The 22008-nt window shown below is 43.3% G+C and carries 25 protein-coding genes and 1 pseudogene; 16 read left to right on the top strand and 10 right to left on the bottom strand.

The window, feature by feature from the left end; genetic code table 11:
- Positions 1-422, top strand: a 422-nt coding sequence (locus JGK22_RS12660; RefSeq protein WP_293312980.1) for a transposase, incomplete at its 5' end; no start/stop codon positions are given.
- Positions 423-484: 62 nt separating this feature from the next.
- Positions 485-610 (top strand): hypothetical protein, encoded by a 126-nt coding sequence (locus JGK22_RS12655; RefSeq protein WP_293192257.1) that lies wholly within the window; start codon positions 485-487, stop codon positions 608-610.
- Between the two features lie 227 nt (positions 611-837).
- On the opposite strand, the gene JGK22_RS12650 is transcribed toward JGK22_RS12655, so the two are convergent.
- The gene (locus tag JGK22_RS12650; protein WP_293192255.1) at positions 838-1782 is read right to left on the bottom strand and encodes a cation diffusion facilitator family transporter; all 945 of its coding nucleotides are present in this window, start codon (positions 1780-1782) and stop codon (positions 838-840) included.
- Positions 1783-2023: 241 nt separating this feature from the next.
- Here JGK22_RS12650 and JGK22_RS12645 point away from each other — a divergent pair, with 241 nt between their 5' ends.
- A complete protein-coding gene (locus tag JGK22_RS12645) occupies positions 2024-2371 on the top strand; it encodes a hypothetical protein (protein WP_293183136.1) in 348 nt (115 codons plus the stop codon).
- 192 nt (positions 2372-2563) lie between these two features.
- Here the strand turns inward: JGK22_RS12645 and JGK22_RS12640 are convergent, their stop codons facing one another.
- From JGK22_RS12640 to JGK22_RS12620, 5 genes are all read right to left on the bottom strand, one after another.
- The gene (locus tag JGK22_RS12640; RefSeq protein ID WP_293312978.1) at positions 2564-3433 is read right to left on the bottom strand and encodes a rhodanese-like domain-containing protein; all 870 of its coding nucleotides are present in this window, start codon (positions 3431-3433) and stop codon (positions 2564-2566) included.
- A 14-nt stretch (positions 3434-3447) separates the two neighbouring features.
- On the bottom strand, positions 3448-3957 hold the full coding sequence (locus JGK22_RS12635) for a type IV pilin-like G/H family protein (RefSeq protein WP_293312976.1): 510 nt from the start codon (positions 3955-3957) through the stop codon (positions 3448-3450).
- A gap of 128 nt (positions 3958-4085) precedes the next feature.
- Positions 4086-5147 carry an S-methyl-5-thioribose-1-phosphate isomerase gene (gene mtnA / locus JGK22_RS12630; RefSeq protein WP_293219055.1) on the bottom strand — a complete coding sequence of 354 codons (1062 nt, stop codon included), beginning with the start codon at positions 5145-5147 and terminating at the stop codon, positions 4086-4088.
- Between the two features lie 304 nt (positions 5148-5451).
- Positions 5452-6036 (bottom strand): TIGR04376 family protein, encoded by a 585-nt coding sequence (locus JGK22_RS12625; RefSeq protein ID WP_293183144.1) that lies wholly within the window; start codon positions 6034-6036, stop codon positions 5452-5454.
- 309 nt (positions 6037-6345) lie between these two features.
- The gene (locus JGK22_RS12620) at positions 6346-7575 is read right to left on the bottom strand and encodes a hypothetical protein (protein ID WP_293183147.1); all 1230 of its coding nucleotides are present in this window, start codon (positions 7573-7575) and stop codon (positions 6346-6348) included.
- A 638-nt stretch (positions 7576-8213) separates the two neighbouring features.
- Between JGK22_RS12620 and JGK22_RS12615 the strand changes: the two genes are divergently transcribed.
- The 3 genes from JGK22_RS12615 (at position 8214) to JGK22_RS12605 (ending at position 9646) form a co-directional block, all read left to right on the top strand.
- The gene (locus tag JGK22_RS12615; RefSeq protein ID WP_293205675.1) at positions 8214-8582 is read left to right on the top strand and encodes a hypothetical protein; all 369 of its coding nucleotides are present in this window, start codon (positions 8214-8216) and stop codon (positions 8580-8582) included.
- Positions 8567-8821, top strand: a complete 255-nt coding sequence (locus JGK22_RS12610; protein ID WP_293192247.1) for a 2OG-Fe(II) oxygenase — start codon at positions 8567-8569, stop codon at positions 8819-8821. The genes JGK22_RS12615 and JGK22_RS12610 overlap by 16 nt, the downstream gene beginning before the upstream one ends.
- A 204-nt stretch (positions 8822-9025) precedes the next feature.
- Complete coding sequence (locus JGK22_RS12605; protein WP_293192245.1) at positions 9026-9646, top strand: methyltransferase domain-containing protein; 621 nt, start codon at positions 9026-9028, stop codon at positions 9644-9646.
- A 25-nt stretch (positions 9647-9671) separates the two neighbouring features.
- Here the strand turns inward: JGK22_RS12605 and JGK22_RS12600 are convergent, their stop codons facing one another.
- The 4 genes from JGK22_RS12600 to JGK22_RS12585 form a co-directional block, all read right to left on the bottom strand.
- Positions 9672-9845, bottom strand: coding sequence for a hypothetical protein (locus JGK22_RS12600; RefSeq protein ID WP_293205677.1), 174 nt, complete (start codon positions 9843-9845; stop codon positions 9672-9674).
- The gene (locus JGK22_RS12595) at positions 9842-10228 is read right to left on the bottom strand and encodes a hypothetical protein (protein WP_293205679.1); all 387 of its coding nucleotides are present in this window, start codon (positions 10226-10228) and stop codon (positions 9842-9844) included. Before JGK22_RS12595 ends, JGK22_RS12600 begins: the two co-directional genes overlap by 4 nt.
- Complete coding sequence (locus tag JGK22_RS12590) at positions 10215-11333, bottom strand: AAA family ATPase (RefSeq protein ID WP_293183155.1); 1119 nt, start codon at positions 11331-11333, stop codon at positions 10215-10217. Before JGK22_RS12590 ends, JGK22_RS12595 begins: the two co-directional genes overlap by 14 nt.
- A gap of 77 nt (positions 11334-11410) precedes the next feature.
- A complete protein-coding gene (locus JGK22_RS12585; RefSeq protein WP_293183157.1) occupies positions 11411-13333 on the bottom strand; it encodes an ABC-F family ATP-binding cassette domain-containing protein in 1923 nt (640 codons plus the stop codon).
- Positions 13334-13526: 193 nt separating this feature from the next.
- Between JGK22_RS12585 and JGK22_RS12580 the strand changes: the two genes are divergently transcribed.
- The 10 genes and pseudogenes from JGK22_RS12580 (at position 13527) to JGK22_RS12535 (ending at position 21370) form a co-directional block, all read left to right on the top strand.
- Positions 13527-13769 (top strand): DUF433 domain-containing protein, encoded by a 243-nt coding sequence (locus JGK22_RS12580; protein ID WP_293183159.1) that lies wholly within the window; start codon positions 13527-13529, stop codon positions 13767-13769.
- Positions 13753-14127, top strand: a complete 375-nt coding sequence (locus JGK22_RS12575; RefSeq protein ID WP_293183160.1) for a DUF5615 family PIN-like protein — start codon at positions 13753-13755, stop codon at positions 14125-14127. The genes JGK22_RS12580 and JGK22_RS12575 overlap by 17 nt, the downstream gene beginning before the upstream one ends.
- 202 nt (positions 14128-14329) lie before the next feature.
- A complete protein-coding gene (locus JGK22_RS12570; protein ID WP_293183162.1) occupies positions 14330-14884 on the top strand; it encodes a hypothetical protein in 555 nt (184 codons plus the stop codon).
- Positions 14885-15030: 146 nt separating this feature from the next.
- Positions 15031-15285: a hypothetical protein gene (locus tag JGK22_RS12565; RefSeq protein ID WP_293183164.1), complete on the top strand. Its 255-nt coding sequence runs from the start codon at positions 15031-15033 to the stop codon at positions 15283-15285.
- Positions 15278-15541: a type II toxin-antitoxin system RelE/ParE family toxin gene (locus JGK22_RS12560; protein ID WP_293312974.1), complete on the top strand. Its 264-nt coding sequence runs from the start codon at positions 15278-15280 to the stop codon at positions 15539-15541. The genes JGK22_RS12565 and JGK22_RS12560 overlap by 8 nt, the downstream gene beginning before the upstream one ends.
- A 93-nt stretch (positions 15542-15634) precedes the next feature.
- On the top strand, positions 15635-16018 hold the full coding sequence (locus JGK22_RS12555; protein ID WP_293183168.1) for a hypothetical protein: 384 nt from the start codon (positions 15635-15637) through the stop codon (positions 16016-16018).
- Positions 16008-16355 carry a DUF5615 family PIN-like protein gene (locus JGK22_RS12550; RefSeq protein WP_293183170.1) on the top strand — a complete coding sequence of 116 codons (348 nt, stop codon included), beginning with the start codon at positions 16008-16010 and terminating at the stop codon, positions 16353-16355. Before JGK22_RS12555 ends, JGK22_RS12550 begins: the two co-directional genes overlap by 11 nt.
- 142 nt (positions 16356-16497) lie before the next feature.
- A complete protein-coding gene (locus JGK22_RS12545) occupies positions 16498-17055 on the top strand; it encodes a DUF262 domain-containing protein (protein WP_293312972.1) in 558 nt (185 codons plus the stop codon).
- Between the two features lie 60 nt (positions 17056-17115).
- Positions 17116-17820 (top strand): annotated as a pseudogene (locus JGK22_RS12540) (MAE_28990/MAE_18760 family HEPN-like nuclease).
- A gap of 286 nt (positions 17821-18106) precedes the next feature.
- Positions 18107-21370 (top strand): ATP-binding protein, encoded by a 3264-nt coding sequence (locus tag JGK22_RS12535; protein WP_293312970.1) that lies wholly within the window; start codon positions 18107-18109, stop codon positions 21368-21370.
- Positions 21371-22008: the final 638 nt, after the last annotated feature.

The following is a 22008-nucleotide window of genomic DNA, read 5'->3' as shown; positions in this document are numbered from 1 at the left end:
AAGATTCTAAAAGAAGGAATGTAACTCGCATTAAAATTGCCAAGTTACACAATCGAATTGCCGACACCCGCCAAGACTTCCTACACAAATTGTCAACCAAAATAGTCAACGAAAACCAAGTAATTATTTTGGAAGATTTGAACGTGTCAGGCATGGTCAAGAATCGTAAACTTGCCAGTGCAATTAGTCTGCAAGGATGGAGAGAATTCAGGACTCTTTGTGAGGGCAAGTCGGAGAAATTTGGCAGGGAATTCAAGGTAATTAGTAGGTGGGAACCGACTAGCCAAATCTGTGCAGATTGTGGATTCAAATGGGGGAAGATTGATTTATCTATTCGTTCAGTGCTTTGCGTCAGTTGCGGTGTTGAGCAAGATAGAGATGAAAACACCTTAAATGTACGCGGAGACAGAGTAAGACTATGAAAGGTAGCATCAGTCGATGAGGCGTAAAGAATCCCCGCGCGTTTACGCCGGGGAGTATGTCAATGAGAGATTACTACCCGCTGAGGTGGTTGGGAGCTTTGGGAGCGCAAGTCGAAATTCTGGTACCTTGGGACTTGCGAGAGAAAATAGCTGTAGAAATCCAAAATACTGGCAACTTATACCTATAGTCTTTTGCCCGATAATTATTAAAGCTATTGTGGAAAACTTGCATATTTCTGTGGAAAACCCCCTTTTTCCTGTGGAAAACCACAACTAAACGAAGTGCGATTGCTCTCACCAGATTGATAGGATTTAAAAAATTGGAGGAATTGCGATCGCCTTTCATCGCCTTCCTCCTTTATCACTCAACCTGCTTTTTACTGGAAATACAGCCTAAATCTTTCTTGCTTCATCCTTACCTCTTGCTGATTCCTTCTTCCCTCTCTTGCGCCTCGTAGCTAATTTGGTCGGAATGGTAAGCAGGCGGCTCAACGTGAATTAAGATGCGTACAGGGCTGAAACGTTCTTCCAAACGGGCTTCAACTTCTTCTGTGATCCGGTGAGCAGTTTCTACATCGACAGCATTGACAATCATGTGCATATCAATAAACACTTGACGCCCGATCAGCCCGCGAGAGGCGATCGAGTGACAATTAACAACTCCGGGCACATCCATGGCAATTGCTTGGATGACTTCCGGTGCGATCGCCATTTCATCCACCAACCAAGGCAAATTTTCCGTTAAAACTTTCCAACCGCTGTGAAATACCAAAAGAGCAACTGGAAAAGACAAAAACACATCCAGGGATTGCAATTGAGGTATCTTTAAAATCTGACCTTGCCAAACACCAATCAACCCGCCGATGACCATAATTGTCACCCAAACATCGCTCATCGTGTGCTGGGCGTCAGCCACCAAAATCGCGCTACCGAGACGTTTGCCAACTCTGCGCTCGTAAAAAGTTACAAAAATATTAATCCCCAGTACCAGCAGCAAAATCCACAGTTCATTTGGGGATATTTTGACAGCTTTACCGCCGTGTAGCAGCCTTTCGACAGCACCGCTGAGAATTTCAAAACAGGCAATTCCCAGAAAAACTGCAATTCCCAGAGCTCCGAGAGCGTCAAATTTCTGGTGTCCGTAGGGATGATCGCGATCGGGTTGCGGATTGGCATAATGATTAGTTACCAATCCTAAAATATTATTAGCGCTGTCCGTGACGCTGTGCAAGGCATCTGCCAGCAAACTCAAGGAACCAGTCAGCCATCCCACGCCTGCTTTAATTGCCATCACTAGCAAGTTTAGCAATAAGGTAATGATTAAAACCTTGCGGACTTCGGAACGGTTATCGGCAACCATAGAATCTCCTCTATCAGCGATCGAGTTTTCTGGCTTCTAGTTTAAAGCGTATCAAGTCACGAAAGGTTAAAAGTATTATAGAATCTAGCTTGCAACTAGATTTATTTTCATTAATTTAGCCAAGCTTGTTGAGAGAAGTTTCAATTAATAGCATTCTCGCAGTCCAATTGAGCTGGAACGTACTTCTTTTGGGTTACTATATTTTTTAGCATTAACGATTGTATATTAAATTTCATTGCCCATGTCTCTTTCTCCGCTGACACTGAATTTAGTTGAAGGTTCTGTCTCGTTTAGCTTTTCCCCGGAAGCTGCGCGGGATTTGCAAAGTGCGATCGCCACTTTGATGGACAGCTTGAAAGCCGTAGCAGCCAAAACCGCTGGTGCTAAAGCTTCTCCCCAAAAACCGATGGAATATCGGTATGCAGGGGATGTATTTTTGGAGGTTTTCTGCAACCCAAATATTTGGGCGACTCCTTTTGCTGCGAAAGTGCTGATTACGGTTAGGGACGATCGCCTGCGCGTCACCACCGAAGCCGAACTGAGCCGCCTGCGCGACGATCTCGCTCAGTATATCGAACAAGTTGGTTGAGATGCTTCAACCTGAAACCCGTCGGTTTATCAAGGTTGCATTCTTAATGAATTAGCAGGTTTTGTCAAAGCTTAGTAGGGTGCGTCAGCTATGGTTATTTCATATATAATTAAAAAGCTCTGAGCTGACGCACCCTACGACCAAACTAAGAGGGCTGAAGCCCAACAACGTACCTCATCATTCTGAGAACCGCTATATCTCTAATTGACAAGCTCTAAGCTGAGGCAACCTACGACTTTTTTCTAACTGATAGCTATCAGCAGGCGAAGCCGACCATTCCCACATTGAACCTGCATAATTCTTAGCATCAAAGCCGAAACTTGTCAAGACCGAAGTCAACCACGCAGACCTAATTCCGCCACTACAATAACTCACAATTTTAGTTGACAGCGAAACACCTTTCTGCTGCAAGATTTCGACAATTTCCCCGCGAGAGAGGAGTTGTCCCTGCTTGTCCATCAACTGTTTGTAATAAAGGTGAATTGCCCCGGGAATGTGGCCGCCCCGCGTTTCTCCGTAAGGTGTTTTACCTGCATATTCTCGCGGCTCTCGGGCATCAATAACTGCTAAATTATCATTGCCTAAAATAGCTTTTAAATCATCCCGATTGATTTCCCAAGTCGAGCGGCGAGATACGATAAAATCTCCGGGTGGCGGTGAATGATTTGCACCTTTTACTTGACAAATTCCAGCTTTGACTAAAGCTCGATATCCTCCATCTACAAAAACAGCTTTTTCGTGTCCCAAAGTTCGCAGCATCCACACAATTCGCCCGTCTTCGCCCCATCCTTTCACGGAATTGGCGATCGCGATTACAGGTTTGTCTTGACAAATTCCCAGTGCTTGCAGTTTTTCTGTTAAGATTGTGTCATCTTCGAGAATTTTGCCTTTGTGCGGAAAGTGCGATCGCGAAAATTCCTGCCAAGTTACGGGAATAGCTGGCGGGAGACGGCAAAACCACTTTAAAATAGGTTGGCGAGCATCGAGCAAGGTAGCTCCTCGTGACAGCAACTCCTTAGCTATATCTGCACTTACTATCCAATTATCTGCTAAATTACACATCAATTAGAGATAATTTATTGAGCAACTTTTGCTGTATTAGCACCGCAGGCTACAACCCCTTTAGTATCCATTGTTGGCTTAGCTGGTTTAATCTTGCCAGAAGCAACATTTAGACACAAGATTGTTTGGGTCTTATTTCCTGCCAAAAAGACTCCACCCACAAAACTTTTGAGATTAGATTGATTCGACACTGCATAATTAAATACAGCTTTGTTTACTGTATCAATTGAATATTTGTAATTAGCTGTGTCAGCTTTAATGCCGAGAGCTAGATTAGAAACAGAACTTGTAAAACCCGTATTATTGCGATAGTAGTCTTGCTGAGCTTTATTCATTTCTACCACATATTGTTTGGCTGCTGATTCCTGAGTTTTAAGGGTTGGCGACAACTGAGCATGAGCCACTGTAGGAAACAAAACTGGTAGAATTAGAGTTGCGATCGCAATTTTTATCTGCTGGTTACGAGAGCTATAAATCATGTTTTTACCATTGCTTAAAACTTGAATGGCGGTAGGACACCGCACGGCCGTGTCTTTACATATCTGCGGCTTTGGCTACATATTTCACGTCAAATTCATCGCTCGACCTAATTAGCCAAAGCAGTATTATTCGCAAAAATTAATCATGAACTGAGCGGTGGAGTAACATACAATTAAACTAATTGTTTTGCTTGAAACTGTTTCAAATCTCCCGGAGCAACCGTGCCGTATTCTGTGATAATTCCCGAGATTAATGCAGCCGGAGTTACATCAAAAGCTGGATTGTAAAATTCTACTCCTTCAGGACAAATTCGGGTAGTTCCAACTTGATACATTTCAACTGAATCGCGTTCTTCAATGGGGATTTGGCTACCGTCGGAAAGTTCAAAATCAATTGTTGACAGAGGAGCGGCGACAAAGAAGGGGACGTTGTGAGCTTTGGCAACAATTGCTAAACTGTAAGTGCCAATTTTATTGGCGGCGTCGCCGTTAGCAGCGATTCTGTCTGCACCGACAACTACGGCGTGAATCATGCCGAGTTTCATGCAGTGGGCGGCCATATTGTCGGCGATTAATGTGACGGGAATTCCTTCTTGCACGCATTCCCAAGTGGTGAGTTTGGCGCCTTGGAGACGGGGGCGAGTTTCGTCAGCAAAAACTCTGCCGAGTCGGCCTTCTCGCCAAGCAGAACGAAATACGCCTAAGGCTGTACCGTAGCCGGCTGTGGCTAACGCACCGGCATTGCAGTGAGTTAGTAAGTTCAATTTTTCTGGTGTTGCTGGTAGAACTTCTAAACCTTTGTCGCCGATATCTTTACAAGTTTGTACGTCTTCTGCTTGAATGGTTTTAGCCATTTCTAACAAAGTTTTTTGTACTTGTTCGACGGAACCGCTAGTTTGATTTGCTGTTTTGAGCATTCGGGATATTGCCCAAAACAAATTAACTGCTGTGGGACGAGTCGATCGCAATAATTCACCAACTTGTTCTAGTTTAGCCAGAAATTCGGTGCGATCGCCCGTTTCGATTTCCCTCGCACCCAAATACATCCCGTAAGCTGCTGCTACCCCAATCGCCGGAGCACCTCGCACGATCATAGTTTTAATCGCCTCAGCCATATCTTGAGAGTTGGTAATTTCGACTGTAGCGTATTCTTTGGGCAGTCGGTTTTGCTCAATTAGCAGCACTCGGTCTTCAATCCAGGTGACGGGGGAAACTGGGGATTTTTGAGCTGTCATCGATTTCAATGATATGAGGGACAAGTTTCTATGATGCCATGAAGGCGACTCTTCCTCCTATGTTATGAGCGATAGGCTGGATTTGCCAAAATCCCTGTCCTGCCGTTGGAGATTGGAGATTGGAGATTGGAGATTTATTGCATATTTACGAATATATGGGTACAGAATTAACAAAAATTATTGTTCAACAGGGATACTCTCGATCGGCTGTTGCGGATTTAAATTGTATATTTCCCGGAACTGTTCCCCACTCCTCAAATTCTCCTCTGGAACATAGCACGCTATCTCTCGCTCGCCCAGCAGCTTATCGACCCATATTGCGTTTCATGCGATCGAGTTCTTCCTCAGCTTCCCAGTTTTGAAACTTTTGTTCTAGAGGGTCTGCCGCCTTAAAACTGTTATAATTAGAACTCTGATTCCAACCCTTTGTATCCCAATTCTGCTCAGTTTTATCTGCTTTAGCGGTAGTTTTAGTTTTCGCTTCTGCGGCTTTGGCCCGGACTTCTTTTCGGCGCAATTGAATTTGGCGGTACAATTCTTTGGCTTTTTCTATCCGTTCTTTGCAGCCTTGCATTTGTCCCCAGCGCTGATTTCCCTGACGCAGCAAAGCTGCTTGTCGCTCTTGGGCGGCTTGAGCGAGATCCAGCCTTTGAGCTGCTTTGGCTTTGTTGGCGCGATCGTTCCAGCGCTGAATTTCTTGGGCGGCGGACAGAATTTCTGCTTGCAGTGTTTTCTCTTGTTTCTGAATCTCTAGAATCAGTCGCAGGGTGTCTTCTTCTTGTTCCTTGAGTTGTTCTTCTATTGCCTGCAATTCCAGGTGGGGGTTGCTACGCAAAAATTCTTCTAATCGGGTTTCTAGAAAGCGGCTGACATCATCAAATATGCTCATTTTTTATGAAAATTCTGTGTTATTGGTTATTTGTTATTGGTTATTTGTTATTCGTTTTTAGCAGTTGAGATTCCCCAGCGATCGATTTATTAGGTACTAACAACTGACCCTTCGACTTCGCTCAAGGCACCGCAACTGACAACTGATAACTGATATCGTTTCCGGTTGCATGGTCAGGTGATTTAACCTTTCTAGAACACTATTGACACAGAGTCCGAGAATAGAGAGCTGAATACAGGACGATGCTACCGGAATTGATATGACAACTGACAACTGACAACTGACAACTGTCAACTGTCAACTAACGGATTAGAACTTTTGTCCGACAAAAACCGATCGCACATCTCCACCCTTGCGGATAACTGCTTCTTGATTTTTGATTTCTGCCAGAGTCCAACCGCTAGCGCCGATGCTTTCACCGACATAAATTCTGCGGGCTACACCGTCTACTTCAAACAAAGCAGCCGATCGATCGCCCAATTCCAAAATCCCCACTAGCGTCTGGGCGGAAGTCGGCGCGCCGGTAACAGCCGCTGCCGATTGCTGGGGCGCTGGCGCGGATTGCCCTGCTGCTGGCGCTGGTGCTGATTCAGTTTCGCGAGCCAAAATCTTTGGCTGCACAGACTCCGAGGGGGAAGCAGCAGCCGCGAGGGGACTGCGATTGCCAGCGGTGGCGATCGCGCGACCGGAGGCAGAGGCTGACGGTGAAGGCGAACCTGCTGCGGTTTGAGAAGCTGCCGGAACCGCCACATTCACCTGAGTCGGAGCCGCCGGAGCCACAGTCACCTGAGCGGGGGGAGGGATGACTACGACTTGGGGTGCAGGTGCTCCCGGCGCGGCGGCGGCTTGTTCTAGGGCATTCGCGATGCGGTTGACTGCTGTCGAAAGACCTGCGGTTGCCGGTGGCGCGCCGGAAATTGAAATGCTCGGGAGTGTTCCTGGGGTTGCGGCTCCCGGAACTGTGGCAAGTTGCGAGTTAGCCTGAGGAGCTTTTTTTTGTTCGATCGCTACTAGCGATCGCTGCACGTATTCGACAAACTGGGTGTCTGGTGCAATTTTGCCACTTGCTGCCGGCGTCTGCGGGGTCGGGGCTGCGGGCAAGCGCACCAGTCCCGACCTGCTTGCCAGCCACAATCCCATGACTAGAAGCAGCGACCCACAGGCTGCTCCTAGCAGGATTCGGTCAAATGATTGTTTGGACTGTTTTTTGGTTGTTTCTAGGGCGACTTGGCGGGCGATCGCTGCTACCTCTTGTTCCCCGCCTCGCGGAGGTTCTGGCGCCAACTGCGACAAAACTATTTGAGGTACCGAGATGGATTTTAGCGCCACGAATTCTGCTGGTGGCATCTGCTCGGCTGGCAGTCCCTCGCTGCCGTCGAATGCTCGATCGACTCCTTCAAACAGTTCGTCCATCAACCGATCGGCGTAGGACTCTACTGCCACTGTTTCGGATGGCACTGTTTCGACGGTCGCCACCACGGCGATCGGATCGGACGCTGATTCCAAGGACATCTGTTTGGCGATTACTTTTTGAGGCATAGTTTTTTGTTGGCTCCCGCTCCTCGACAACTCTGAGATTCTCAACTTCAGATTTCTACAGGATACTTGTGATGTTGACCAATTCTTGGCTTAGAACAGGTTAATTGTAGCTCAACTCATAACAAAATTTTTAGTCTTTGGCAAACTTATTGCCCGGTCTCTACTTCTGAAGCAAGCTGTTTTCCGCCTTTTTGCCTGCTAATTTCTGCTGCCACTTTTACTCAGCCTTAGTCTCATACACATTTTAGTTTTTTTGTCAATGCCCATTCAGGGCTTTCCCCGGCTCTAGACACACAACTTGACTTTACGGCTAATCGATTGAAGAATTGGAGAATTGGAGAATTCAAGAATTGACACCAATGACTATTGAAATACAATATAAGGGACAAATAGAATTACCTGGTGAAAAAATACAGTTACATCTATAAAAAAAGAAGGTTATAGCCTTTCTCAGAAAGATGAGGTACTAATGGGCATAGGGCATAGGGCATAGAGCATAGGACTCGCGGGCATACCTCACTTTTTTGAGAAAGGCTATATATTAATGTATGAGATATTGCCAAACATTTAGGATGGCAGTTAAATAGTATTTATTTTTGCCATTTAAAAAAGTTACAAAGAAATCGTCAACATTACCTTTGAATTCCTTGAAATACTATAGCAAACATCTTAACGCTTTCTCCACTACTTATCTCAACGATTTGCGCGGAGCAATTCTCGCATCTCCTTATTTTGCCATCAATAATCTCAACCGCGACTTCATCGGTACAAAAGGGTTTTCACTGGTATTCCAGCGTTCAGAGATTGCACAAGTCGAACAGAAATTCCCCTGCTTCAAACCCTATCTAGACCAAGCCCTACAGTCAGCTTGTAATGCTTTTTACCTCAACCCTCTACTGCTGAAAGAAGGTTCTCGCGTCGATCCGCATATCGATCTTTGCGATCGTATTGCAAAACAGTTGAACCGCCCGCGACAGTCAGCGTATTGTATGTGCAAGTACCAATAAATCTCGAAGGCGGAGAGTTGGTGTTGCGCTGTCACAAAAAACAAGTCGGGCAAATTAAGCCAGAAGCAAATACGCTGGTGTATTTCCAAGGAGACTTAACCCATTCTGTGAATGCAGTTACAAGTCCTGGGACTCGCCTGAGTTTGGTTTGCGAACAGTACAGTTTGAGTGAAACAGAATTAGCAGATATTCCCGGATTTACATTAGAATCTCGGGCTGTAAAATCCAAAATAAAATAAGACAGTTCCGAGCTTTCATCTAATAAGCTGAGGTGCATCTAAATTTCACAGTTAAGTTTGATAAAATTATTGTGGAGTGGGCGTCTCGCCCGAAAAATTCACTTAGATTTTGATAAAATTATTGTGGGGTGGGCGTCTCGCCCGCACAAAAAACCTAACTTAGATGCGGAACAGCTTATTATGTCTTCCTTCTAATTAAAAATCATGTACTCAGATCCAGTTCAAACAGAATATTCTCGCCTCGCCAAGCGATATGATAGTCGTTGGTCATTTTATGTCAATGCCACAATTGGGGAAACACTCAACCGTCTAGAAATTAACCAAGGAGAACGTATTTTAGACCTTGGTTGTGGAACCGGGGTTTTAATCCAGCGTCTGTTACAGGTGTCTCCAGAATCAGAAGTTATCGGAATTGACGCCTGTGCCGAAATGCTCGAAATTGCCAAACAGAAACTACCTGAATTTGTGGAGTTAAAACTAGGTAGTGCTGACAACCTGCCATTTCCCAGCAACTATTTTGATCTAGTAGTTTCAACCAGTGCATTTCATTTTTTTCGAGATCCATTCCAAGCACTCCAAGAAGCAAAACGGGTTCTCAAACCTAATGGTCGTCTAGTGATTACAGATTGGTGTTATGATTATCTAACTTGCAAGGTTTGTGACTTTTTCCTGCGATGTTTTAACCGCGCTCATTTGCGTACCTATGGAGTCGCGGAATGTCAAGCGATGATGCAAAGTGAGGGATTGCAAGAAGTTGAAATTGAACGATACAAAATCGATTGGTTTTGGGGGATGATGACAGCGACAGCAGTCAATCGATTTTAGATTTTAGATTTTATGATTGATTAACTCATTGATCCAACAGTGATAACACCCGCTGTAATTCCCCACAAGCTGCCTGAAGCGATGGCGGTGCATCTTCTGGTAAGCTTTGAGAATAACATCGATCGGCTAAATTCTCAACATAGGTTTTGCAAATAGCCTCATTTTTCTCATATTTTGCGTAAGCATCCTCCTCATTCACAGTTTCTCCCTGCAAATAGTGTATCCAAGTCTCAATATTGCGCTTGGGGACGAAAATTGCGATCGCCTCATGGGATTCCCTCTTTCCTGAGCATCTTGATCGAGTATACTAGCTAACTGATTTAGTCTGTCTTGTGGCGTACCCGTATCTGCATCAATTAATACCACTAATGCGATCGATACCCGGTTTTTATTCTGGCGATAAGCTTTCACTTCCACCGGATACTGACTGCGTACATACTGTTCTCCAGATTGGCTACCGGGCGGACAAATCTTAGTCCGAAATAGACCTGTGAAACCTCGCTTTTTCAGGAAATGACGGGCAAAAACCTCCTGCTGTCTGTCCTCGCAGAGAATGACAATCTGAACTCTACGCTGACTCATTCAACCATCCCCGTGCAATCAATTCAGAAACTGGCAATCCAGAATTATCAGCTACTTCACTACTAATTCGTTTAACTCGAACCGCAGCATTGCTTTGACGCTCAAACCAATAGCCAATCGGTGAAGCTAACAGATAGTTAATTAACTCAGGATGGTGAGAAATTAGTAAAGCTTGAAGTTTTCCCTCGTTACAAAGGTCATAAAGTTCAATCAGCCAAGGTTGAATTTCTGGTAATGCTAAAAAGTTTTCCGGTTCATCAATCCACAAAGTATAGTCTTCAGATTTTGTACCGTGAATCAGGGTATATAAAGCAACTAGGGTTTTTTGTCCATCCGACAATTCTCCCAAGCGATATTCAATTGGTTTGATATTGTCTGTTTCTCCTGAAAACCGCAGTTTTAACAACACATTTTCTTCGCTGACTCGCTCAAATTTAAAATTGTTGAATCCATTCAAAACATCTTTTAAAATATTTCCTATTTCCGCAACCTTACCTTGATCTTCAGATAAGTAGCGATACCAAGAAACAAAATTTTCCATTTTTGGAGTCAAACGCATTTGTTCTTGCTTGCTTTCATCAACCATCAAGCTGGGAACAACTTGCACGATGATAAATCGCGCCATCCGTTCTCTAAACCAAGTTAACTTCGTGTTGTCGTTTCTTGGCATTAATGAAGGCAGAATAGATTGCGACCAGTCAAACTGGTATTTCGGGCCTGGCGAATAATCATCTCGATAGAGTTGAACTTCGCCGAATTCAAATTGTAGTAAAAGTCGGTTATCAAAGAGCAGACTCTCGTACCTAACACGACATTTATCTCCATACTCATCGATTTGTAATTGATATGTGTAGCAGCCGTCATTACCGAGAATTTCTAGCTCGAAACGCTGAATTTGTAAGGTTTGCCAGCGGGTGAAGTCCGCAGGTTTGAAAATTCCTTCTACCTTACTGTCGCCGCTGATAAATGCTTGAATTTTTTGCAATACTTCAAAAACAGTCGATTTACCTGAACCGTTAGCACCTAGAAATAGATTAATTGCATCAAAGTCAAGTTCAAAGTTTACCAGACAGCGAAAATTGTCAATATATATTCGTTTCAGCATGGGATTTTTTTACTTATAATTCCTCTAGCTCCTGTCATTGTTAACAGGAGCCAAACACAACACTCGGACAACCAAAATTACCCCAGCCGTTCGGCTAAGTCCAACCACCGCTCAGTCGCAGTATCAATTTCGTGAGTCAATTTAGCCAAACGATCGGATAACTTCTTCACCTCCGCAAAGCCGCTCGGAGCATTGTTGGACAAAATCTTCTCAATCTCTGCTTTCTCTGCTTCCAGCTTCGGAATTTTAGTCTCTAATTGCTCGTATTCCCGCTTATCATTGAAGGAAACTTTAGTTGATTTTTGAGGAGCAACTTTGGCTGATGAATTGTTGGATTCAGCGGTGCGTGTAAGTTTTTCTTTGTCTTTTTGTCCTTTGAGTTCTTTGGCTTCTTCGGCTTTCTTGTAATCTAAATACACTGAGTAATTGCCGGGATATAAACGCAAATTGCCGCCAGGTTCCAAGGCGAACACCATGTCGATCGTCCGATCGAGAAAATAGCGATCGTGCGATACTACAATTACGCAGCCGTTAAAGTCTTCGAGATAATCCTCTAAAACCGCCAGAGTCTGCACGTCTAGGTCGTTTGTGGGTTCGTCGAGAATCAGCACGTTGGGCGCACTCATCAGCACTTTCAGCAAAAATAACCTGCGCTTTTCGCCGCCCGAAAGCTTGTTAATGGGTGCATACTGTTGGTTGGGCGGAAACAGAAACTTTTCCAGCATTTGAGAAGCGGTAATGATTTCCCCATCCGCCGTTTGCACCAATTCCGCCACACTTTTGAGATATTCAATCACCCGCTGGTCTTCATTCGGTGTCAAATCCTCTGAATGCTGGTCGAAATAACCGATATGAATGGTTGTGCCAATTTCCACAGTACCGGAATCCGGCTGAATTCGTCCGGTAATGATATCCATCAGCGTGGATTTGCCGGCGCCGTTGCAGCCAATAATGCCAATCCGGTCTTCGGGAGTGAAATTGTAGGTAAAATCTTTAATTAAAGTGCGATCGCCATAGGCTTTACGAATATTCAACAACTCAATGACTTTCTTGCCAATTCGGCGGCCGGCTGTAGCAATCTCGACTTTACCATTGGCTGTTTTAAATTCTTCTGCGCGCATATCTTTAATGCGATCGATCCGAGCTTTTTGCTTCGTACTGCGCGCTTTCGGCCCCTTCTTGAGCCATTCCAACTCACGCCGCAATACTCCCGAAAATTTGCGCTGAGTGCTGGCGGCGGATTCTTCCGCTAGGGCTTTTTTCTCCAAGTAATAAGCGTAATTGCCAGCATAATTGTATAGGTCGGCGCGATCGATCTCTAGGATGCGATTGGTAACGCGATCGAGAAAATAGCGATCGTGCGTAATCAGCAACAAAGCACCGCGATAGCCGTTCAAATAGTTCTGCAACCACTCCACAGACAGCGCATCCAAGTGGTTTGTCGGTTCATCCATCAACAACACATCAGGTTCAGACAACAGCGCCGTTGCTAAGGCAATTCGCTTGCGGTAGCCACCGGACAAGTCGCCAATTTTGGCATGAAAATCCTCAATCCCCAGCTTCGTCAAAATCAATTTAGCCTTAGTTTCCAAATCCCACGCGCCCACCTCATCAATGCGCGCCGAGACAGTAGACAGACGCGCCATCAACTTGTCGGTATCGCCTTTACCGTGGGACAATTCATCCGAAATTTCTTCATATTCCCGCACCAAAGCCATTTGTTCGCCGCTGTCGGCAAATACTTGCTCTAAAACCGTGTGACTTTCGTCTAAATCCGGCTGTTGCGGCAGATAGACAATTGTAGAGCCTGGATTGACCCAGCGATCGCCAGAGTCGATCGACTCCAAGCCCGCAATCATCTTCAGCAGCGTTGATTTCCCGGAACCGTTGGTACCGATGAGTCCGACTTTATCGCCTTCATCCAGGCTGAAGCTGGCATTTGTCAAGAGTTCCTTGATGCCGAAGTCTTTTTTGATCGATCGTAGAGTAAAAATAGTCATGAGTATATAAAATTATCTACTTAGCTTTTGACATTCACTAGCAATTTGCAGTATTTTAGATTATATCATGTCTTGTACCGCACTTGATTTTGATTTGCGATTTCACCCAAGGCAAGCGAGAATTTATCAGTCTAAGTTTCCGAACTGGCAAGATGAGATATAAAATAATAAGTAAGAGTTGAGATTAGGAGCAATGAAAATAGATCGTATTACAAGCAATCCCAAGCGAATGAATGGGCAACCATGTATTCGCGAGCTTCGGCTGACTGTTCGTCGGGTAATCGAGCTGCTAGCAACTTATCCCGATCGAGCAGAACTACATCAAGAGTTTCCAGAATTAGAGGATGAAGATATCCGACAAGCTCTAATTTTTGTATCCTCTTATCTTGACGATCGGATCATTGAACTACCTAATCGTTATGAAGCTGTTGCTTGACCAGGGATTACCACTTTCTGCGGCAGCATTATTACGTGATGCAAGTATCGACACCATCCATGTTGGTGAAATTGGTATGTCTCAAGCCGAAGATGCCGAAATCATCCAGAAAGCCAGAGAAGAGGAACGTGTAGTTGTTACCCTCGATGCAGATTTTCATACATTACTAGCACTTGATGAAGCAGTTTCTCCCTCAGTTATTCGCGTTCGGATTGAAAGGTTACGCGCCCAAGCATTAATGGATTTACTGCTGATGGTAATTGCTCAGTGCGAGGAGGATCTAGAACAAGGCTCTGCCATTTCGATCGAGCCAAGCCGTATTCGGATTCGCCGTCTGCCACTCATACCGGATGTCTAAAAAATAGTCATCAGTATCAACAGTCATTTACCTAGCTTTAGTGTAGCATGATATCGCGTGTATTAATTGCATTATTTCTGCTCATATTGCGTCTTGTACCGCATCTTCGATACAATTATAAGTTAGAGTTCTCATCTTGAGCGGTCTTTGTTTTAGGTGTTGTATTCCCATTCAATTTTAACATCGATAACAGTTTAATTATATGAAATTGCACAACACACCTGAAATTGCTAAGTTGAACGGCTACATGGAAGCTATGAGTTGTTGCTTAGATGGTTGCAACTATGTCGTCCGGTTTAGCGCTAAAGGAATACAGCTTGAGGATAATGAATTAGAATCGCAAACATTGGATGAATTAGCTATTCGAGAGAATCTTCAGGAAGTAATACCTGGTTCGGAATTGCAGAGTTTAATGCAACTAGCTTATCCAAGAACACACCCTCATCTTGCAACTATGTGCGAGTGCCATCACGGTCTCACATGGTTGACTACCAGAGTCAATACCTTTATTGCTCGCATAAATCCGTCAGACGGGTTCAAGAATGTGGACAAGCACAAAAAACAGAACCTGACCATAGGATTTTGGCGTAATGTCAATGCGTGTATTGATTATGAAAATTCTCGATTTTTTCAGTACAATCCAGCCTTCGGTGTAGACGATGAGTTATGGGACTTCATAATTTGGGGCTTCACATTTTTGATTGTGAATGAACAACAACGAAGATGTTTACTGATACATGGTGCTGCATCAGATTAAAAACGATGATAAAGCGTTAGCCAAAGTTTTTGGTTGCAGCTTTAGTTTGTGACTTCATTATGTTTCGTTAGTGCGATCGCAACTGGAGATTGACAAACAAAAAACCTATGCGGTAAAATGAGGAAAAAAGCACGGATAATTCCCAAATGAACGATCGCTCCTCAGCAGATTTGATATCTGTGACAGAGTTACACCGCCAGCTTAACGACTTACTCCAGCAACTATCACCAGAACGATTACAGGTGCTTGCTGATTTTGCAGCTTATTTAGCCAATGCTGAAAGCGAAGCTGCAACTCAAGAACTTTTGGCAATTTCTGGATTGCTAGAGCGAGTTAAGCAAAATGAAGCAACTCTTAAAACTGATTATACAAACTGGAGAAGTCTTCGATCTGATGTATGAAGTTCTTCTCCATCCTGATGCTCAAAAGGTTTATGTCAATGCTGACAAAGCCCTAGCGAATAAAATTGCCCGATGTTTGGAGCAGTTAGAACAAACTCCCCGATCGCACCCTAATATTAAAGCCCTCAAAGGAGATTATGCAGGGTACTATCGCTACCGAATCGGTGACTACAGAGTCATTTACTCGATCGAGAATGAAGTGGTGCAGGTATTTGTTGTAGTAATTGCCCATCGTAGTCAAGTCTATGAATCGTGAGGGCGAGTTAGTAAGCCCAGCAGCAAGAGTGATTCCAATCCTTGTAAAAACCCACTATAATTCAGATACCAACCTTTGTTGGAGTATTTTTATATGTCCTTGCAACAGCTTAAAGAAAAAGCCTGTCAACTCTCAGTCAGCGATCGCCTGGCCCTGCTAAGTGCGATCGTTCAATCGCTCCAAACTACACCAGAAATCGAGAATTGGCAATATTTAGTTGCACGTCCTCATGCTTGGCGCAAACAACTGTACATTAAAGGACGTAAATTACTGGCATCGACTATTTGGCGAGACATGACTGCTAATGGGATGTCACCCGAACAAGCCGCCGAAAATTGGGATTTACCGCTGTCTGCTATCTATGAAGCGATTGATTACTGTGAGAATCATCAGGAACTTTTAAAATTAGAAGCAGACGAAGAACGCTATCGATTGGAAGCAAAAGGAGTTCGACTTGAGTCTACAAATGCTGCTTGACGAAGATTCTCAAGCAAAATATTTGGTTAATCTACTTCAAGCAGCCGGTCATGATGTAGCCACAGTCAATACACTGAATTTAATGAATCATCCCGATTCAGTCGTGCTAGACGCTGCTAGAAAAAATGAAAGAGTCCTGCTTACACGCAATTGTGATGACTTTCAGGAATTACATCAAGCCAACCCAGAACATTCAGGAATTTTGGCAGTTTACCAAGATTCTGAAGCTTCTAAGAATATGAGTTATCAGGCGATAGTAAAGGCAATTGATAATTTAGAGATAGCAGAATATGACCTCAATAATCAGTTTGTTGTTCTCAATCAATGGAGTTATTAATTTACAATAAATTTATTGTAAATTAAGAAAGCTTAATCAAAACCCCGATCGCCCGTGCCTGCCAATGTATTATAATACAGATACCAACCAAGGTTGAAGTATCTTTGTATGTCCTTGTTATTATAAACGCAGGTTCGTTCTTATGTCTCAAGCACTTAGGCAAGACATCATCAATATCGCCGAAGAGCAGATTGACGAAATAAAGCAAAAGATTGACTACTATACCACAGAATATGCCATCGAATTCATAGTCGATAAATACCTGGAACAAGATGATGCCGGGCTCGGTGAGATTTATCTCCCTGAATTTCACAGAAACTTGAGATGGGGTATTAATCATCAATCTCGATTCATTGAATCGATTATTCTTGGTGTGCCTATTGCTGCCATGATTGTCGCAGAAATCGAAGAAACTGGAAAAATAGCGATTGTTGATGGAGCTCAGAGGGTGATGACTCTGGCAGCTTTCCTAACAAATCAGTTGCAACTGAGCAACCTCGAAACATTAGATTCTCTAAATGGTTCCTATTTTAAGGATCTCGCACCCTCACGCCAAAGAAAGTTTAAAAACACTTCGCTCAGAATGATAGTTCTCTCAGACAAAGCTGATGAGAGAGTAATAAATGATATTTTCTATCGCATCAACATCAGTAATCTCGATTTAACTCCTAATTCTAATAATCTGCCACCAAACTCATAAGCCTGAGAATATGAAACTAATAATTGACTATGCTAAGGATAAGCTTTTAAGTCAAAGCCTATGAAAGAGTTCATTAAAGACTTTAAGAGGCGAGTGGCAGAAATCCAGAAATATTTTGAATTAGTAGATAAAATCGAACAACTTGGTGCATTATCTTCTAAATCAATCATCTTCCCATCAGGTGAATATATCGTTGATAGCGAGATTAAAAAATTTTTGCAGTCTCATTGTTACCTGCTATTATACAATCTTGTCGAATCCTCTATTAGAAATGGTATAACTGCAATTCATGATATTATCTTAATCGAGCAATTAACTTATAAAGATTTAAGTCCGAAAATCAAGAGATTGTGGTTGCTGAATGATAAAAGTAAAAGTTTCAGAGACTCATATATCAAAAAAGATTCGATCGCTGACAATCTTCGGGAATTAATTAAATCGGTTTTGGATGATGAGATGGTTTCGTTAGATTCATCTAATATTCCCATATCGGGAAATTTGGATGCTAAAACTATCAAATAACTCATAGATATGTATGGCTTCTTTGGGAATTTAGGAGTTGCGAGTAGAGAAATAGATGACATTCTGAATTTTGTGGTTAAGATCCGATGCGATTTGGCACATGGAAATGTTTCGTTTTGTGATGCTTTGAGTCAAATACTTTGGAGCAAGTTAGTTGATGATAAAGATAAATTGGTGAAATATCTAACTCATATGCTGAATAATATTGATGATTATATTGATCGGAAGAAATACAGAATTTAGCCGTCGGTAGCGACTAGGGTAAAAATATTCCCACTACTCGATCGCACCTTAATTTCCTAGCTTATTTTTGTCCTCCTTTGCGGAAGTTGTCGCTGTCGGATTTCTCTTGATTCGATCGCCCACGCCTTCCAATGTACTATAATTCAAATACCAACCATTGTTGGAGTGCTTTTTTATATTTCTGCAAGAGCTTAAAGAAAAAGCCTGCCAACTCTCAGTCAGCGAGATCCTTGCGTTACTAAGTGCGATCGTTCAATTTCCCCACTTTGATAAGCACGGTTTTATCATGTCGATTAAAACAGTCTATCGCCTAACTGCCCATCTCAAAAAAATCCCGCTACGAACAGTGCTGATTGTACCGTTTGTGCTGCAAATTGTCGGGACTGCGGGGTTGGTGGGGTATCTTTCCTATACAAACGGGCAAAAGGCGGTTAACAACCTAGCAGATCGGCTAGCAGCACAAATTGGCGATCGCGTCGTACATTACCTCGATACATATCTGTCTGCGCCTCATTCGATCAACCGCATTAACGCCGATGCGGTGCGCCAAAAAACAATCAATTTACAAGATTTGCGGCAACTCGAACGCTACCTTTCGTTTCAACTCAAACAGTTCGATTCGCCGACAACCATTATTTTTGGTAGCAAACGGGGAGACTTCGTGGGAAGCGATCGCACTATCGGACAGAATCTGATTATGCGATCGGATGAGTTCGATCGGGGCATCATCAATATGTATGTTCCAGACTTGCTAGGTAATAGAACCAAACTATACAAAACTTTTCGACAACCTGATGCCACAAATAGGCCTTGGTACCAAGCTGCTAAAGCTGCCGGGAAATCCACCTGGAGTAATATTTTTCAAGTCGGTAACAATACAGATTTAGTAATTAACGGCAATCGACCGATTTATGATGAGACTACAAAGGAACTGCTAGGAGTATTTTCGGTAAACCTCAACATTAGAAAGATTGCCAATTTTCTCGATAGCATAAAAACTAGCAAGTCGGCAAAAATTTTTATTATCGAACGCAGCGGGTTGTTAGTAGCCAATTCCGGGCCCGACAATCCCTATATTTTGAACAACCAGCAGTTTAATCGATTAAAATTAACGGCAAGCCCAAATGCTACAATCCGCGCCACGGGTCTATTTTTAACGAATCACTTTGGCGATTTTTCCCAAATTAATGATGTTCAACACCTTGAATTTGAAATTGACGGCCAATGCCAATTACTCAAAGTAGTACCTTACAAGGATAATTTTGGTTTAGATTGGTTGATTGCGATCGTCATCCCAGAATCTGATTTTATGGCAGAAATTGACGCCAACAATCTCACCACAATTATACTATGTGCGACTGCCTTAACGGGAGCAATTGTTGTCGGCATTTTCACAGCCAAATGGATAACAGAGCCACTTTTATGCTTAAATACTGCCGCCAAAGCTCTAGCTAACAATGAAGGGAATACAAATGTCGAGATCGATCGCGCTGATGAAGTCGGGCAATTGGCAAATTCCTTCAATTATATGGCAGACAAACTGCAATATGCTTTCAAATCGCTCCAATCTTTAAATGCTGCCTTAACCGACAGTGAAAGCCGCATGAAACAAATCCTCGAAGCTATGCCGGTGGGAGTATCAGTTCATGATATTACTGGACAACTGATTTACATAAATCAGATAGCGCGACAGTTAGTAAATATCCAAACTATACCGGAGTCTACAATTGAGCAAATAGCAAAAGTTTTTAGACTTTACGATGCAGGAACAGATGAATTATATTCAATTGAAAAAAATCCAGTCGCTCGATCGCTCAAAGGAGAAACCGTGAGAGTGGAAGACATAGAAATTCGTTTGCCCGATCGCACTATTCCTTTAGAAGTTTTTAGTACGCCGCTGTTTGATGAAGCTGGCAACATTATCGGCGCGATCGCAGCTTCTCAAGACATCACCGATCGCAAAAAAGCCGAGAAGTTGCAGGCAGACTACAATCGCACTTTAGAACAAAAGGTGAGCGATCGCATTGCCGAACTCCAAAGAGCAAAAGAAGCCGCCGAAGTCGCATCCCTTGCTAAAAGTGCCTTTCTTGCCAATATGAGCCACGAATTGCGTACTCCCCTCAATGCCATTCTCGGCTACACTCAAATACTTTCCCGACAGCCAGATTTTTCTCCCCGCGACAAAGAGCAAATTCGCACGATCCAGCAGTGCGGTTCTCAGTTGCTGACTTTAATTAATGATATTTTAGATTTGGCTAAAATTGAAGCTGAAAAGATGGAGTTAACTGTTAACGATGTTTGTTTGTCGGATTTTCTCAATGACATATTAGAAATTTTTCGGTTCAAAGCCGAAGAAAAGAACCTGGTCTTTGTCACCCAAATAGCAGGTAAAATTCCGGATTTTGTATCTGTCGATGAAAAGCGGTTGCGTCAAATTCTCCTGAATTTATTAAGTAACGCGATTAAATTTACTGATGAAGGTAGCATACTTTTTAAGGTAGAGGTAATTGAGAACAGTCAACCTGTTGCAGGAATATTGAGCGGGGGCAAGGAATCAGATTTTTTATTTAATGCAAGTCCCGCCTTCCCAATTACCAAAATCCACTTTCAAGTTAAAGATACAGGCATCGGAATTACTAGCGATGCAATAGAACGAATATTTCTACCTTTTGAACAAGTGAACGAAATCGGGCAGAAAACAGAAGGGACGGGTTTGGGATTAAACATTGCCCAAACCTTAGTTTCGCTGATGGGAGGGGAACTCAAAGTCGAAAGTTGTTGGGGTGTTGGGAGTACGTTTTGGTTTGAGATTGAATTGTCCCTCGCAGATGTGCTCCTACCAGTTTTGCCACCACCACAGCAACCCGTAATTACAGGTTATGAAGGTCAACGGCGTAGAATATTAGTTGTTGACGATAGCCCAGAAAATCGCTCTTTGATGGTGGATATTTTAGCACCGCTGGGTTTTGAGTTAATTGAGGCTGATTCTGGTGAAAGAGGTTTAGCAATAGCGATTTCCCAGGAACCGGATTTAATTATTGCTGACTTGTTGATGCCTGGAATCAGCGGTTTTGAACTCTGCGCTCAATTGCGTTGTTTGCCAATGTTTCGGGAGACGCCAATCTTGATTGCTACTAGCGGGCTGTTCGAGTTGGAGTTGGAAAAGCAAGAGGAAATAGGCTACACTGATTTTATCAGTAAATTTTTTATAATTGATGATTTTTTGGCAAAAATACAGAATTATCTGGGACTGATTTGGATTTTTGAGGCTTCGGGCGATTCCCTACGGGATAACTCCATCGCGCGTACTTTCTCTGAATTGGCGATCGGCTCAGAAGACGTAGAAATGCCTCCCCGCGAAGAGTTACTTTATTTGTACGAAGCCGCTCAAATCGGTAATTTCGAGCAGATTAAGTACGAAGCACAGCGCCTGCAAGAGTTAAATCCGACCTATACCCTATTTGCTCGGAAAATTTGGCAGTTAGTCGATCGCTATGACGATGACGCGATAATTAAACTAATTGGGCCTTACTTAAATCCGGGCGACTAAAATTGCTTCCTAGTACGGAGTTCAATCCTCATAATCTGATTTAACAAGCAGTTATAGCCTCAATCCTAAAAATCGTTCGGAGCCAGCAAACTTGCAGTATAAATAGTAAGGGTATGAGAGGGAAAATACTTCAACAGTTGACAGTTGACAGTTGACCGCTTGACAGTTTGAGAGCGACCTCTACCTAGAAGGAAGAGGATTGGAGTAATGAATAATCTGATTTTAATTTCTCCCTCAAAGACGGGCGGGCTTTCAACCAATTCTTTCTGGTAAGTAAGTCATGGCCAGTGAAACGTAAGCGTTGGGATGCGCGACGATCGCCATCGCTGGTATTGGGTACATCTTATTTTTGCATTTTTAGTAGTGCTGTCCCCGCTCGCGTGCTGTGTAAAGCACGCGAGCGGGGACAGCACTGTAAAAAACATCCTTTTTGCGAAAATGAGATGCTCCCGCTGGTATGTATGGCAGTTGTACGTCACGGCACCAGAAACCCAGTTTTTCACACTCTAAAGTTGATATAACCGAGCAAATTTGAAGAATAAATAGTAGAATAGATTTCTATAAGGGTTCCATCTCCTACATCCGATCTGTTGCACCAAATTCTACCAAACTCAAGCAGCCGAGTAACAGCGATGCAA

Source organism: Microcoleus sp. PH2017_08_TRC_O_A (assembly GCF_020738665.1).
Lineage (GTDB): Bacteria > Cyanobacteriota > Cyanobacteriia > Cyanobacteriales > Microcoleaceae > Microcoleus.
This window is presented reverse-complemented; position numbering and strand designations above follow the sequence as displayed.

Excerpts from the sequence above, each read along its gene's own strand:
- JGK22_RS12620 (WP_293183147.1), bottom strand. The coding sequence starts at position 7,575 with ATGCCTCAAAAAGTAATCGCCAAACAGATGTCCTTGGAATCAGCGTCC.
- JGK22_RS12585 (WP_293183157.1), bottom strand. The coding sequence starts at position 13,333 with ATGACTATTTTTACTCTACGATCGATCAAAAAAGACTTCGGCATCAAG.
- JGK22_RS12590 (WP_293183155.1), bottom strand. The coding sequence starts at position 11,333 with ATGCTGAAACGAATATATATTGACAATTTTCGCTGTCTGGTAAACTTT.
- JGK22_RS12605 (WP_293192245.1), top strand. The coding sequence starts at position 9,026 with ATGTACTCAGATCCAGTTCAAACAGAATATTCTCGCCTCGCCAAGCGA.
- JGK22_RS12535 (WP_293312970.1), top strand. The coding sequence starts at position 18,107 with ATGTCGATTAAAACAGTCTATCGCCTAACTGCCCATCTCAAAAAAATC.
- JGK22_RS12565 (WP_293183164.1), top strand. The coding sequence starts at position 15,031 with ATGAACGATCGCTCCTCAGCAGATTTGATATCTGTGACAGAGTTACAC.
- JGK22_RS12580 (WP_293183159.1), top strand. The coding sequence starts at position 13,527 with ATGAAAATAGATCGTATTACAAGCAATCCCAAGCGAATGAATGGGCAA.
- JGK22_RS12625 (WP_293183144.1), bottom strand. The coding sequence starts at position 6,036 with ATGAGCATATTTGATGATGTCAGCCGCTTTCTAGAAACCCGATTAGAA.
- JGK22_RS12650 (WP_293192255.1), bottom strand. The coding sequence starts at position 1,782 with ATGGTTGCCGATAACCGTTCCGAAGTCCGCAAGGTTTTAATCATTACC.
- JGK22_RS12595 (WP_293205679.1), bottom strand. The coding sequence starts at position 10,228 with ATGAGTCAGCGTAGAGTTCAGATTGTCATTCTCTGCGAGGACAGACAG.
- JGK22_RS12550 (WP_293183170.1), top strand. The coding sequence starts at position 16,008 with ATGCTGCTTGACGAAGATTCTCAAGCAAAATATTTGGTTAATCTACTT.
- mtnA (WP_293219055.1), bottom strand. The coding sequence starts at position 5,147 with ATGACAGCTCAAAAATCCCCAGTTTCCCCCGTCACCTGGATTGAAGAC.
- JGK22_RS12575 (WP_293183160.1), top strand. The coding sequence starts at position 13,753 with ATGAAGCTGTTGCTTGACCAGGGATTACCACTTTCTGCGGCAGCATTA.
- JGK22_RS12640 (WP_293312978.1), bottom strand. The coding sequence starts at position 3,433 with ATGTGTAATTTAGCAGATAATTGGATAGTAAGTGCAGATATAGCTAAG.
- JGK22_RS12560 (WP_293312974.1), top strand. The coding sequence starts at position 15,278 with ATGTATGAAGTTCTTCTCCATCCTGATGCTCAAAAGGTTTATGTCAAT.
- JGK22_RS12555 (WP_293183168.1), top strand. The coding sequence starts at position 15,635 with ATGTCCTTGCAACAGCTTAAAGAAAAAGCCTGTCAACTCTCAGTCAGC.
- JGK22_RS12645 (WP_293183136.1), top strand. The coding sequence starts at position 2,024 with ATGTCTCTTTCTCCGCTGACACTGAATTTAGTTGAAGGTTCTGTCTCG.
- JGK22_RS12655 (WP_293192257.1), top strand. The coding sequence starts at position 485 with ATGAGAGATTACTACCCGCTGAGGTGGTTGGGAGCTTTGGGAGCGCAA.
- JGK22_RS12545 (WP_293312972.1), top strand. The coding sequence starts at position 16,498 with ATGTCTCAAGCACTTAGGCAAGACATCATCAATATCGCCGAAGAGCAG.
- JGK22_RS12570 (WP_293183162.1), top strand. The coding sequence starts at position 14,330 with ATGAAATTGCACAACACACCTGAAATTGCTAAGTTGAACGGCTACATG.